At 33.3% G+C, this 13,349-nt stretch carries 10 protein-coding genes; 3 read left to right on the top strand and 7 right to left on the bottom strand.

All coding sequences use genetic code 11. The features are described 5' to 3' along the window. Nucleotides 1–18 precede the first annotated feature (18 nt). Together ACTJFD_RS09635 and ACTJFD_RS09630 are read right to left on the bottom strand one after the other, a co-directional pair. The gene (locus ACTJFD_RS09635) at nucleotides 19–1,422 is read right to left on the bottom strand and encodes an amino acid permease (protein WP_442261253.1); all 1,404 of its coding nucleotides are present in this window, start codon (nucleotides 1,420–1,422) and stop codon (nucleotides 19–21) included. A gap of 169 nt (nucleotides 1,423–1,591) precedes the next feature. Further along, on the bottom strand, nucleotides 1,592–3,307 hold the full coding sequence (locus ACTJFD_RS09630) for an MSCRAMM family protein (protein WP_442261252.1): 1,716 nt from the start codon (nucleotides 3,305–3,307) through the stop codon (nucleotides 1,592–1,594). A gap of 309 nt (nucleotides 3,308–3,616) precedes the next feature. Between ACTJFD_RS09630 and ACTJFD_RS09625 the strand changes: the two genes are divergently transcribed. Next, nucleotides 3,617–5,200 (top strand): MSCRAMM family protein, encoded by a 1,584-nt coding sequence (locus ACTJFD_RS09625; protein WP_442261250.1) that lies wholly within the window; start codon nucleotides 3,617–3,619, stop codon nucleotides 5,198–5,200. A gap of 157 nt (nucleotides 5,201–5,357) precedes the next feature. Next, nucleotides 5,358–6,044, top strand: coding sequence for a YoaK family protein (locus tag ACTJFD_RS09620; protein WP_442261248.1), 687 nt, complete (start codon nucleotides 5,358–5,360; stop codon nucleotides 6,042–6,044). 89 nt (nucleotides 6,045–6,133) lie between these two features. Here the strand turns inward: ACTJFD_RS09620 and ACTJFD_RS09615 are convergent, their stop codons facing one another. From ACTJFD_RS09615 to ACTJFD_RS09595, 5 genes are all read right to left on the bottom strand, one after another. After that, on the bottom strand, nucleotides 6,134–6,907 hold the full coding sequence (locus ACTJFD_RS09615) for an ABC transporter ATP-binding protein (RefSeq protein ID WP_442261246.1): 774 nt from the start codon (nucleotides 6,905–6,907) through the stop codon (nucleotides 6,134–6,136). A 5-nt stretch (nucleotides 6,908–6,912) separates the two neighbouring features. After that, nucleotides 6,913–7,971 carry a taurine ABC transporter substrate-binding protein gene (locus tag ACTJFD_RS09610; protein WP_442261244.1) on the bottom strand — a complete coding sequence of 353 codons (1,059 nt, stop codon included), beginning with the start codon at nucleotides 7,969–7,971 and terminating at the stop codon, nucleotides 6,913–6,915. Next, nucleotides 7,971–8,753, bottom strand: a complete 783-nt coding sequence (locus ACTJFD_RS09605; protein ID WP_442261243.1) for an ABC transporter permease — start codon at nucleotides 8,751–8,753, stop codon at nucleotides 7,971–7,973. Before ACTJFD_RS09605 ends, ACTJFD_RS09610 begins: the two co-directional genes overlap by 1 nt. Nucleotides 8,754–8,840: 87 nt before the next feature. After that, nucleotides 8,841–10,544, bottom strand: a complete 1,704-nt coding sequence (locus ACTJFD_RS09600) for an FAD-dependent oxidoreductase (protein ID WP_442261242.1) — start codon at nucleotides 10,542–10,544, stop codon at nucleotides 8,841–8,843. 26 nt (nucleotides 10,545–10,570) lie between these two features. Next, a complete protein-coding gene (locus ACTJFD_RS09595; protein ID WP_442261240.1) occupies nucleotides 10,571–11,887 on the bottom strand; it encodes a YeeE/YedE family protein in 1,317 nt (438 codons plus the stop codon). A gap of 181 nt (nucleotides 11,888–12,068) precedes the next feature. On the opposite strand from ACTJFD_RS09595, the gene ACTJFD_RS09590 reads away from it, so the two are divergent. Beyond that, nucleotides 12,069–12,983, top strand: coding sequence for a LysR substrate-binding domain-containing protein (locus tag ACTJFD_RS09590; protein WP_442261238.1), 915 nt, complete (start codon nucleotides 12,069–12,071; stop codon nucleotides 12,981–12,983). Nucleotides 12,984–13,349: the final 366 nt, after the last annotated feature.

Genomic DNA, 13,349 nt, shown 5'->3' with positions numbered 1-13,349 from the left:
ACACTTGCTTTAGCAAGTCTACTGTTTCGCTTTCTTTTTCTCATAGTAAAAACGATAGAAAACGAAAGGTACAAGTAACGTAATAATAAAACTGATAGCTAATGTGAGTATATAAGTATGAGCTTGACTCGCATGTAGCTCTTTAGGAGCAATAAATGAAGAAATAATTGCTAATACTGATAAAATTAATCCTGCACTAGCTAGTAAAACTTTTACTTTTTGTCCTCCCGGAACTTGGTAAGCACGTTCTAATTTTTGATTGTCTTTTTTCAAAACTAACGTGAAGTAACCAACGAATAACAAAACATAAGCACTAAGATAAATGATAACAGTCAATGAAATAGCGGTTAAGAATGAGACGTTGTTACCACCACCACCAAAAGTTAGGACTGCTGCCCAAATTGTGACTAAAATACCTTGAACTATTAACAATGGAACAGGTACTCCTGCTTTGTTAACTTCTTTAAATTTAGCTGGTAATAAGCCTTTATCAGCAACAAAACGTAGCCCTTCAGTTGGACTCACTGTCCATGAGCTAACTTGAGCCGTTACCCCAAATGCTAATAAAACAGCTAGAACTTTAACAATCCAAACTAAATGATGATTATTATCTAAAATTAATTTTTCAAAGGCTTGAACCACACCACTATTGAGTGATAACTCACTTCCAGGTACAACCATTGAGACAGCGGCTCCACCAATAGTACTTAGAATAATACCAACAATAACCAAAGCAACCATAATCATTGGATAATTTTTCTTAGGATTGTCTAGTTGTGTGATATGGGGTGCAGATGCCTCAACCCCCATATAAGCAAGCATAAAAGTAACCAGTGCTGGAAAATCAGATTTAGTTGGTAAAAAACTTTTATCTAAAAAGGATTGTGAAAAAGCATGCCCTGAAAATTTATACTTCAATGTTAAGACGAGTAAAATCAATACTGGAATAACTATCCCAAAGATAAATCCAGCTTTCGCCATTTTTGCTGTAAATGCAGTTCCTCGTAATTGTAATAATGTAACTAACCAGAAGATGACTACAACAGCAATAAATTTGATAACGGGATTATCATTTAAAGCTTTAAAATCAAGTGCATAAGACAATGAACCAATAATAAAATAAATCATGGTTACAAAACCTACTGTGACTTGAAACCATTGGAAGAATAATGCTGCAAATCCATATTTTTCGCCTAAGCTATGACCAACCCAACCAAAAATTCCTCCCTCCTTATATTTCTCAACTGTCGCCATTTCAGCTGAACAAAGCGCAACAGGTAAAAACCAGGCGATACCACACAACAGTAGGAAAAATATTAACGTTTTGCCTGACTCAGCAAAAGTTGGATACTCATATACTGTAATAAATAGCGACGCTGTCATTGCGAAAAAACTAAAACGCGACATTTTTTCCTTATCCATTTTTCATCCTATCCTTTCTTAATAATCATCGATTACACTTTTTTATGTAACCTCCTGTTTCGATGATTCTTCTAACTATTTTTATAATCTAACCAATCTAACTTAAATAACATAAAAACTAAGTTGACACGATGTCTATCAAAACCAATTATGCTAAACTAAGTTGAGACTAATTTTTCAAAAATCGTCCATAACTAATTAATGAGACTATAGTAAAAACTATTAAACCTGCAACAACCATTCCTGTTTCATCTTCTTCATTAGTCTGTGGTAGATATTTTATAGTCCCTGGCGTCTGCTGTTGACTTTGATCTCCATTAGAAACTTGATAATATTCCCCTTGGCTTCTTGATGGTGACTTTCTATTCGTTGCACCTGAAGAAATGGAGGGCGTCTCTGTTGTAGCAGTGCCATCACTTTCTAAAAAAGTCGTGCTTGTTTTTCCAGTAGGACCACTATTAGCTGACGAAGCATCCGTCGAATCGGTTTCTTTCAACCCCATCACAACAATTTGTTCGAGTTTGGAACTTTTATTATTTTCATCAATCGTAAAATAATGTTTTTCACTATTTAAACGATAACCTTGTGGTGCTTTTGTTTCTATTAAATAATAGTTACCAAACGGAAGGTCCAATAGTAAGCTTTCACCCTCACTATTTGTCACGATTTCCTCATCCTCATAAAGTTCACCGCTCTCTTTATAAATAGCAAACGTTGCTCCTGCTAATCGTTCTTCAGTATTTTTCTCATTCACTTTAACTATCATAATTGCTCCAAAATCTGTATCTTGAGGTTTTTCGCCAGGTACACTGCTATCGTCTAATTTATTTTCTACATAAATTTGTTGCATTGAACTACTTTTTATTCTAAAATCGTATTTTTTATCTTCATCAAACAAATAACCTTGTGGTGCTTTTTTTTGTTTAATATAATAGTTACCTTCTTTTAGTTTCTTAGAGACAATATAACCATCTTCACTTGTTGTTACATCATCTTGAACTATCGTATGATTGGCATCAAATATCGTAAAAACAGCTCCCGCTAATCGTACGTTTTCATCCTCTATATCAATACAATAAATAGTAACCACACTTTCGCCAACAGTTTCATTAGGAAGTGACCCACCTGGGTTTTCCTGCCCATCACTTGATGATGTATTTTCATCTTTATCAGGATTTGCAGTTTCTTCTGTCCCATCACTACTCGTTGAGGGTCTATCAATATCTTCTGTTTCTTCCTCATGACTACTAACAATATTAACAAGACTTTCTTCTTTTTGAACGGGTAACTTATTTCCAAATCTTGTAACCTTCTTATCCTCATTTAGTTCTAAGGCATTCAAGCTATTTTTATTAGAAATTAAGTCTTCTTTATTTTCTGTTATTTCTTGAACCTGATGATTCTTCTCTTTTTTATCTGATGTCATCTTTGGTATATCTACTAAACTAATCTTACCGGGCAATTCAGACTTAAAAACTAATTTTTCTTCTAAGTTACTTACAAAAATCCAACTCAACTGTCTTCCCATCTCAACTTTGGATAAACCAATCGCATCTACTTGAAAATTAATTAATAATTTTTCAATACTCTTTTGACTATTATCAATTAAAATCGATATTTTTTGACTGTTTTTTATTCCTTTAAAAGTTACTTTGTCTTTATTTTTCAAATAAGACGAAGGGATTTTTAAGTAGGGTTGATCTTTAGAAGCAACTACATCAATGATTAGGTTTTTATCACGATTTGATATTACTTTAGCTTGCTTTAGGGTTGATAAATCGTCTTGTTCTATTTTTTCAGCTTTAACTACATTTAATGAACAAAAACTGATTATAAATAGAACTAAAACCCCAATCAAAAGTTTAATTTGCTTCTTATTTTTCATTTTATTCCAACTCCTCTCTCCTTTATATGTTTTATTATAGTCCCTTTAAAATAAAAATTCAAGTTTCACACCTTAAAAACGAACATTAAATTCATAAAATAATCATAATAATATACATATAGTTAGTATGAGTCGCTAAATAAAAAGGATTAGTCTTTTTTAAAACAACAGATACTAATTAAACATACCTAAAATTGATTTTTAAGTAAAGGTTTTCACTTTTTTAGACAAAAATGAACATTTTAGTTTGTAATGTATTACAAACACCTTTATAATAAAAGTAACGTTTTAAATGAAAGGAGTTTTAAAATGAAAAAAAGGGTTAAGTTATTTTTTGGAGCCACACTCTTAACATTCTTAATTGGAGTGATACCTTTAAATGCACAAGCACATTCTCTTGATTTAAATAGAATGAATTTTAATATTTTCAATCGTTTTATTGTTGGGACTCAAGTTCCTTTTAAAGACCTGATTAAAGAAAAAGCTGCCAAAGAAAATATCAAAGAAGATGAATTCGAGGCTCTTCTAGATAAAAGACAAATGAATAATCCAGATTTTTCTTTAAAAGATACGGATAATAAAAAAGAAGTGATTATTGATGTTAAAGAAAAAAAGGAAACTATTTTAATTGAAATGCCTTCTGAGATTTTAGAAGTTGATGGCTCTTTAAAGATCATTGGGTTAACAGAAGCACAAAAAGTGTTTATCATCGTCGAAGCAAAAAAAGAGAGTGAGTTAATCGTTCGCCGTCAATTAACGATTGAAACATTAAACAATGATAAAATTAACAAGCAACTTTTTTGGATTTTTGCTCAAAAGGATGCCTTTTATGATAAAAAGATAACTTTTGATACAGAGTGGCAAGGACAGATTATTGCCCCTGATGCTAGGATTATTCAACCTAAAGCAGTGAATACTCCAGAAAATGAAAAGGAAATCATTACTCCTGTTTTAAATAATATCAATCCTATTTTACCTGTTTCTCAAAAAGATCCTACTATTGATGGAGATATCGCTGCTTCGGCAGAATCAACTGTTGGACATAGCGAGGGGACTAATATCGAAAAACCAGATGCAAAAGAAGATTTTGAAGGGATTCTTACAATCGAAGTTGCTGAAGAAGGTAAACCGACTGTAAAAATTAAAGATGCTATTTTTAGTTTATACGACAATAATGATAAATTACTTTCTAATACGCTTCGAACAGACGCTTATGGAAAAACGACTCTTAAAAATATAAAAAAAGGCAGTTATTATGTACAACAGACTAAAACGACTAACCAATACGAGTTACCTAAAAATCTCAAACAGTCATTCAGCATTTCTGGTAAAATTGAAAATGAAAAAATAGACTTAGTGTTTGAGAATAAAAAGAAAAAAGCTCCGATTATTGATAATACGTCTAAAGGAACCCTCCTAATCATCAAAGAAGATGACAATAATAATAAAATTCGTCTTGCAGGAGCAGCCTTCTCAATCTTTCAAGATAATGGTGTCGCAATAGCTCAAAATTTAGCAACGAATAGCAAAGGAGAAGTTACTTTTAATGATTTGAAAGAAGGTAACTATTATTTGAAAGAAACAAACGCTCCAACAGGCTACGAAATAAATAATAATCGCTTTAATTTTACCATCAAAAAAGACCAACAAACGAAGGTCGTTGTCAAAGGACATAAAATCCCATCTCAGAATAATCAGAATAACAACAATCAAAATAATAATTCAAATCATAATAGTCAACCCGGAGGAATTACCTATAAAAGGGTTCCTATGGGAAATACTAAGTTACTACCACAAACTGGAGAAAATGGACAAGCCTGGCTATCAAACTTTGGTTTTGCCCTCTTAACTGTTTTTTCTCTTACTGTTTATCTCCGTTGGTTTAGAAAATGATGGTGGTATAATCAAAACAGCAAAAATAAAAATCTCAGAAAGATTTTTATTTTTTGCTGTTTTTTTTATTATGTAGCATAAAAATAGTTAAAACAATGCTATTATTTTGTGCTAAACTAATAGCATAGTAGATAATAAATAGTTGAAGGTGGTTCTTTTGTTAAAAAATTTTCATGAAGATCGCTTAGTCGGTCTGACTCTTGCGTTTATTGGTGGGGCGATGGATGGCTATACCTATATTCATTATGGGACTTTTGCTACTGCCCAAACTGGAAATCTAGTAATGGCAATTATTCAAGCTTTTGATCAACAGTGGACAGATGTAGGGAAAAAACTTCTTTCGACTTTTTTCTTTTTCTTGGGTATCTTATCAGCTAAGTTCCTCATTGACTTTTGTCGCTCAAAAAAATTCTATACTTGGCGTTTAATTGTTCTTTACTATGAAGCTTTTATCTTTTTTTTAATTAGTTTAACTCCGATTAATCATTACCCAGCACTCGTCACTATTCTAATTTCGTTTACAGCGGCAATCCAGTGGATTTCATTTGATAAAATTAATGGAATCGCTTATACCAATCTTTTTACAACCGGAAACTTAAAAGGATTAGCCTCTAACTTATATGATTATTTGACCACTAAAAATAGAGAGAGTAAGAAAAAAGCAAGTCACTTTCTATTTGTTGTGAGCTTCTTTTTACTTGGCGTTGTTTCTTCCGTTGGCTTATACGATGCTTTTAAATGGGAAGCGAAAGCAATCCTTTTAACCGCTTTTGTTTGCTTAGTATTAGCACTTTTTGAATCATTTATGTTGTGGCGCTTTTACCGTTTGGAAAAATTAAAATAAGATAAGATAAACAACAAAATGAGGCTAGTCTCTAGAAGATTAGCCTCATTTTATTTTAGTTAAATTTAATTATTCATTGGGAAAATTTTTTAAGCAATTTGATTGAGTAAACTTAGCTTATCTGCTTGAAATTGAGGGTCTTCAAGCAATTCATAATTGGGCTCACGTAACAAATGATTCGTATAGTCGACGCGTTTTTCCATTATAATTTCGCCTGGATTTTTTGACATTACTAAAATACGTGTTCCTAATTTCAAAGCTTCCTCTATATCATGAGTAATTAAAAATATCGTTTGTTTTGATTCGTACCACATTTTCCTTAGCAATTGTTGCATTGATAAACGGGTGATTGCATCTAGTGCACTAAAGGGTTCGTCCATCAAGATTAATTCAGGTTCATTAACTAGCGCTCGCGCAATTGCTACACGTTGCTTCATTCCTCCTGATAATTCAAAAGGATAAGCCGTTTTAAAATCAGTTAAATCAACTGCTTCCAGATAGTGTTCACTTTTTTTCTTAATCTCTTTCGGCGCTATTTTGGCCATTTTAGGACCATATTCTATATTTTTTTCAACTGTCAACCAAGGATAAAGGGTGGGAGATTGAAAAACAACCCCTCTTCTTTTATCAGGTCCTTTGATGCTTTCACCTTTCATTACGCAAGAACCATCTGTTGGTAATAAGTAGCCTGCCAGCATTTTTAATAACGTACTTTTACCGCAACCAGAGGGACCAATGACACAAACAAACTCACCTGTTTCAATTTCTAAATTGATTTCATGTAAAACATTTAAAGCTTCATTTGTACTAGAAAAAGTTTGTGAAACATTCTGTAATTCAATTAACGGAAGTTTGGTCGTCATCATTCTCACTCCTTTATTTTTTTCATTGCATTCTCAGCATAAGAAGGGTTAATAAATTCTGAAATTTCTTTTTCTGTCAATTCTTTTTTTATAGAGCCTTGCTCCTTTAAAAATTGAGCCGTCTTAAAAAAAACGTGATGAAACTGTCCGGGCTTTGTTTGTGTTCCAAGATAATCAGCTGTTATCTGGCTTTCTAGTGGGACCCACGTTGTTCCTTCCATTTGTCCAAGTGCTTCTTCAGTTGATAACTCTAATTCCTTAGCAGTACTTGCAGCAGCTTTTTTAGGCTCTTTTTGGTAACTCATGACACCATCATTCAAGGTTAATAAAAATTCACTTACTAATTCTGGATATTCCTCAGCAAAGCTTTGATGAACAAGTTCAATATTAGTCGTCATATACCCTTTTTTTGCTAACTCTTTACTATCAATCAACGTATTTCCAGTCTTTTTTAAATTAGACAAAGTGGGTTCCCACGTGTAAGCAGCATCAATATCACCACGTTCCCAAGCGGCAACAATCTCACTTGTTTGCATATCTAAAAGTGTCACTTCTTGATGAGATAACCCTGCTTCATTCAATGCCTGTAACAAACTAAAATGAGAGGTTGAACTAAAGGGGGTTGCTATTTTTTTTCCTTTTAAATCTTTTATTTTTTTAATCTTTGCTCCTTTTCGAGCGACTAAAGCTTCGTTTCCTCCTAAAACTTCATGAATCCAAACTAATTCAACTGGTACTTCTGTTGCTAGTGCCACCACTCCATTTGTATAACCCATCTCAGCGAAATCAATACTGTTTGAAACAAATGCTTGATTGGCAGCAACTCCCGAATCAAAAAAGATAAATTTTGTTTTAATTCCTTTATCTTCAAAATGTTTTTTGAAAAAACCTTCTGCTTTTGCTACTTGCTTATCGTTAGGAACCCTAATCATTCCTATCCTAATTTCTTTAGGTTGTTTCTCTTTTGATGTTGCTGATTGAGGTTTAGCTGAACAAGCTCCTAGTAATAAAAAAAGAGACAACAGCAGTAATATACTTATAAGTTGTTTTAACTTTTTAGGCATTAACTTTCCTTCCCTTTCCAAAAAACAATTTTTTCTTCTAATTTTCGTAAAACAAAATCAATGGCTAAACCCGTTAAGCCCATTATTATAATCCCAACAAACATGACATCACTTTTTAAGTAACGAGAAGCATCGATTACCATCCACCCAATACCTGACGTTGCAGCAATCATCTCAGCTGAAACTAATGTTGTATAAGCGACACCAACTGCGGTTCTCAAGCCTGTAAATATTTCTGGTAAACAGCTCGGCAAAACAACCGTTAAAAAAACTGCTTGTTTACTTGCACCTAAAGATTCAGCATTATGAATAAAATCTGGATTTATCTTACCAACTGCTGAGACACAAGCTAAATAAATAGGAGCAAAAGCTGCTAGAAAGAGTAACGTTACTTTTGATGATTCATCAATTCCTAACCATAAAATTAATAATGTATAATACGCTAATGGTGGCAACGGGCGATAAAATTGAACGACCGAATCGATAATCGCTCGAAATTTAGGGAAATAGCCACTTAATAAACCTAATGGAATGGCAGTTATAAGAGCTAAACTTGAAGAAATGACCAAACGATAGAGACTAATACCCGCATGTCCCCAAAATGTTGTTCCGTTATACCCTTCCTTTAAAATACTGATAAATGTTCGAACTACTTCCAAAGGAGAAGGGACTAATTGAGACGAAATCAATTTAAAATGAGTCGCTAAAAACCACGCTAAAATAATAACAAGCCACGTTAAATAGGTATAGCGTTTATATTTTTTTGTTTTGTCTTTTTTCATGACTTAACTCCTATCTTTTTTGCCCTTATTATAAAAGGAGCTGTGATAAAACATCCTGTTTTATCAACACCTCCTTTATCTTATTTTTTAAAGTAAATCAAAACGATAATTTGTCACAATTGGTTCACGACCTGTTTGTTGATCGGTAAAATATTCATAAACACATAGTCCTAAGAATGACCCCATTAGATTATAGACCTTATCAAAACCACGCATTTGTAGAGCTTTTACCATATTGTAGCTTCGTTGACTAGATAAACAATGAACATAGACTGGTTGATCGGTTGGAATTTCATCCAAACGTTGTCTAAACTCACTAAATGGAATGCTGACAGCCCCTTTAATATGTCCTTCGGCGTATTCATGTACTTCACGAGCATCAATGATAAACGCTCCTTTTTCAACTAGACCACGAATTTCTGTCACTGGAATTTGCTTGTATTCACCATTCAAGACATTTAAACCAACCAAAGCAGCCATATTAACTACATCTTTAGCTGTCCCAAACATTGGAGAATAAGATAATTCTAATTCTTTTAAATCTTCAAGATTTGCATGATTCATAATCATCGCTGCAATCACATCAATTCGTTTATCAACATTTCCCTCACCTATCGCTTGTGCTCCCAAAATATCACCGGAAGGATCTGCAAAAATTAATTTAAAAAATAGAGGACGCGCATTCGGCATTAAACCAACTTTATCTTTTGGAATCACATAAGCTGTTTGATAAGCAATTCCTTCACGTTGACACTCTTTTTCATTCAAACCTGTTGCTGCTGCGTTTAAGCCAAAGCACTGAATGACTGAAGAACCGATGACTCCTGTATTTCGGTGTGCTTTACCATACATGTGATCTGCTGCTGCACGAGCTTGACGTTGCGCTGGCCCTGCTAGAGTTAAACGCGTTGGTTTTCTCGTAATAAAATGAGACGTTTCAATCGCATCTCCTACTGCATAAATATGTGGTTTTGACGTTAAGTAATGTTGATTGACTTTTATTCCACCCGTTACACCAATTTCTAAACCTGCTTGTTTCGCTAATTCAACTTCTGGTGTCACTCCAATCGCCATAATCACAGCTTTTGCTGGTATTTCTTTTCCTGATTCTAAAACAACTTTATCGCAATAAATTGCTTTAACCGCATCTTCTAAAACCAAGTCTACTTTATTATCAATTATTTCTTTATGTAATAACTGAGCAAAATCATGATCAAATGGAGCCATCACTTGATTAGCAGCTTCGACAACTGTGACGTGTTTCCCTGCCATCTCTAAGTTTTCTGCTACTTCTAACCCAATAAATCCGGCTCCGACAACGACTACATCTTTAATTGCATTTGTATCTAAGTATTTTTTAATACGATCGATGTCTGGAACGTTACGAACAGTAAAGACATGATCCGAACCAATCCCTTTGATACTTGCAGGTAAAATTGGATTCGCACCTGGTGAAACCATTAATTCATCATAATGTTCCTCAGTTTCTTCACCAGTTAATACATTCCTAACAATAATAGTTTGTTTATCAGCGTTAATTTTAATCACATCATGATTCACTCGAGCATCAATATTATATTGTTTGTGGAAAACTTCTGGCGACATCAAGACCAAGCTATCTGCTTCTTCCACAATGCCACTTAAGTGAAACGGTAAAGCACAGTTTGAAAATGAAACATGTGGTCCTCTTTCAAACATAATAATTTCTGCAAATTCATCAATTCTTCTTACTCTAGCAGCAGTTGAAGCACCACCGGCAACTCCACCAACAATTAATACGCGTTTACTCATTAAAACTTCCTCCTAATAATATCTCTTTATTTTTTATTTCTAGCGGCTGGAATCAATGACATCTTACCAGCAAACACTTTTAAACTAATTAAACCACCAATTACCATCGCTACTGTAAAAATCCAACCTGAAATCGAAAAAGTTGATATTGCTGAATACATCGCACCAGCATTACATCCTTTGGCTAATCGAGCACCAAAGCCCATCAACAACCCCCCAACAACAAAGTAAGGAAGATCACTTTTGTTTAATTTCATTGCAAATTTAAAACGTCCCGCTAAAAGAAATGCAATTGCTGAACCTGCAACAATCCCAAAATTTCGGATGGTTCCTCCATCTTGTAATAAACCACCGTTGACATCCTCAACAATCTTCGCAAAAGCAGGTGATGTAAATTCAACACCAAATAGTTGTAAAGCTGCTACTTCTAATTTAGAAAAAGCACTCGTTACTCCCCAAGCTTTATTTGTTGTCAATAAAATGAAAGTACAAATAATTGCAATCAAAACAGCGCCCGTTTTAAATGATAAACGTTCAATAAATAATTTATGATAAGTACGGAAACTAAAGAGTGATGTTCGCTCTGAATCATCCTCTATTAACGGCTTTTCAAAGTCTTCCCAATCGCCAAGTGGATTAGCATAGGTTCCTTCCGCTTTACGACGTGCTTCATATTTTAAAACCAACCAATAAATCGCTAAAAGCAATAAGATTGAAATCGCAAAAGCCCCAAAGAAACCAAAGTGTTCTGGCAAGTAAGCTTGAATACCAATCTTACCGAAAGTTCCCTGATCAAATGTATATCGTGCCCATTCTCCCGGTGCAGAACCTAAAATAAAGAAAATAAAAACAAACATTGCTCGGCCTTCACCTTCCCCCATATCCGTTAAGGTTCCTGATGCACATCCTCCAGCAAATATCATGCCCATCCCGAACAAAATACCACCTAGAACCGTTGCTAAATTGGCAAAGTGAACATTTTGAGTACCAGGGATAATCGCTTGTCCTTCTGCAGCTTGAAAGGCTGGAATCGCACCATTCTGAGCTGAAAACCACTGAATACCTAAAAATAATAACATGGTACAAAATAGCATAACCAACAATGCTTTTGTTAAACTACCTTCTCCTCTAACATAAATTCGTTTAATCCCACCTGCGAAACCAAAACGTGAGCGTGTTAAAACTATTCCTAACAAAACACCTGAAAATAATTGAATAGGTAAAACAGCTTTTTCATGCCCAATCATACTACCAAAGATTGTTAATGATATCACAATAATGATTGCAATAATCGGTTGTGACCAGGCAAACCCTTCATTCTGTAACGTATTCTCCTGTTTCAACTTTATTCCTCCTCTTGTTAATGACTACACAAATAATATTAGTACATTATTTCACAAAAATAAAATAATGAATTGTCATAGTGCTATAACAAAAGATTATGATTGATTTTATAGCACTTACTAAAAGGCTTTTTTTATACTATAATTGAGATAATCAAATCAATAGAATTAGGGGAGATTTATGCTAGACTACCGATACAATACATTTGTGACTTTGGTTGAAACCAAAAGCTATACTAGAACCGCTGAAATAATTAATTTTACACAACCTGCTGTCACAAAACATATTCAGTTTATTGAAAAAGAACTAAATACAACACTCGTTCGATACGATGATCGTGTCGTCAGCATCACTAATGAGGGCTTATATCTCTACGATAAAATTAAACAGTTACAATCACAAATAAATCAAATTAAACAATCTTTGAATAATCAAACAACTTTAACAATTGGTGCAAGTAAAACGATTGGTGAATATTTAATTTCTAATATCATTGAGGAATATAGCGATCAATACCCTATGGTTAATATTTCTTTAATGGTTGATCATACTGATCATCTTTTAAGTGCTTTAAAAACACATAAAATTGATTTAGCTTTAATTTCAGGACCAGTTGATGATGATTTATTTGTTAAGGATATTTTCTATACTGATCGAATCGTTCTAGCCTGCTCTAATAATCACCATTTGGCTAACCAAACGGTAGATATTAACGATATCAAGGATGAAAAGTTGCTCATTCGAGAGGATGGTTCTGGTTTACAAGATGCGATCAATAATAAACTTCATTCTTTCAACTTACATATTAATGATTTTATTAATCGACAGACGGTTGGTAATATCAAACTCGCAAAATCACTGGTAAAAAAAGGTCAATCTATTGCCTTTTTCTATGAAGCTGCCATTCATCATGATTTAAATAATAAAAAAATATCTCAAATCAAATTAAATAATTTTAATGAACTACAACCCTTTTATCTTGTAAAACAACAATATTTATTAAATCCTGCTACACAGTCATTCATTGAAAAATTAACAAAAGATATTCATAACATTTTTAAAAATGACTATAATATTAATAAAAAAACCAACTAAATAAAGCTGATGAGAATTTTGGCTCTATAATAAATAGGACTGATGAGAATTTAAAATTCTTATCAGCCCTATTTTTATTTTTGATATAAAAAATATATTTCTTATTCTTTTAAATCATTCAGAAGCATGAAGATTTAAATCTTTTTAATCAATCAGCTGATTACGATTAAATAACGCAAAAAAGGATGAATCTGAGAAAACTCTCAAATTCATCCTTTGACCAAAAATTTCCTATCAGTTCTATTTGACAAAGAACTAGAACCATCAGAATCAAAAAAAGACAATAAAATTGTCTTTTAAACCGAATATAGAACTCCGGCAGTAGGACTCGAACCTACGACATCATGATTAACAGTCATGCGCTAC

The organism is Vagococcus sp. (assembly GCF_052102835.1).
Lineage (GTDB): Bacteria > Bacillota > Bacilli > Lactobacillales > Vagococcaceae > Vagococcus.
This window is presented reverse-complemented; position numbering and strand designations above follow the sequence as displayed.

What these genes read in the sequence shown, in the direction of transcription:
- ACTJFD_RS09635 (WP_442261253.1), bottom strand. Translation starts at nt 1,422, where the DNA reads ATGGATAAGGAAAAAATGTCGCGTTTTAGTTTTTTCGCAATGACAGCG.
- ACTJFD_RS09630 (WP_442261252.1), bottom strand. Translation starts at nt 3,307, where the DNA reads ATGAAAAATAAGAAGCAAATTAAACTTTTGATTGGGGTTTTAGTTCTA.
- ACTJFD_RS09625 (WP_442261250.1), top strand. Translation starts at nt 3,617, where the DNA reads ATGAAAAAAAGGGTTAAGTTATTTTTTGGAGCCACACTCTTAACATTC.
- ACTJFD_RS09615 (WP_442261246.1), bottom strand. Translation starts at nt 6,907, where the DNA reads ATGACGACCAAACTTCCGTTAATTGAATTACAGAATGTTTCACAAACT.
- ACTJFD_RS09610 (WP_442261244.1), bottom strand. Translation starts at nt 7,971, where the DNA reads ATGCCTAAAAAGTTAAAACAACTTATAAGTATATTACTGCTGTTGTCT.
- ACTJFD_RS09605 (WP_442261243.1), bottom strand. Translation starts at nt 8,753, where the DNA reads ATGAAAAAAGACAAAACAAAAAAATATAAACGCTATACCTATTTAACG.
- ACTJFD_RS09600 (WP_442261242.1), bottom strand. Translation starts at nt 10,544, where the DNA reads ATGAGTAAACGCGTATTAATTGTTGGTGGAGTTGCCGGTGGTGCTTCA.
- ACTJFD_RS09590 (WP_442261238.1), top strand. Translation starts at nt 12,069, where the DNA reads ATGCTAGACTACCGATACAATACATTTGTGACTTTGGTTGAAACCAAA.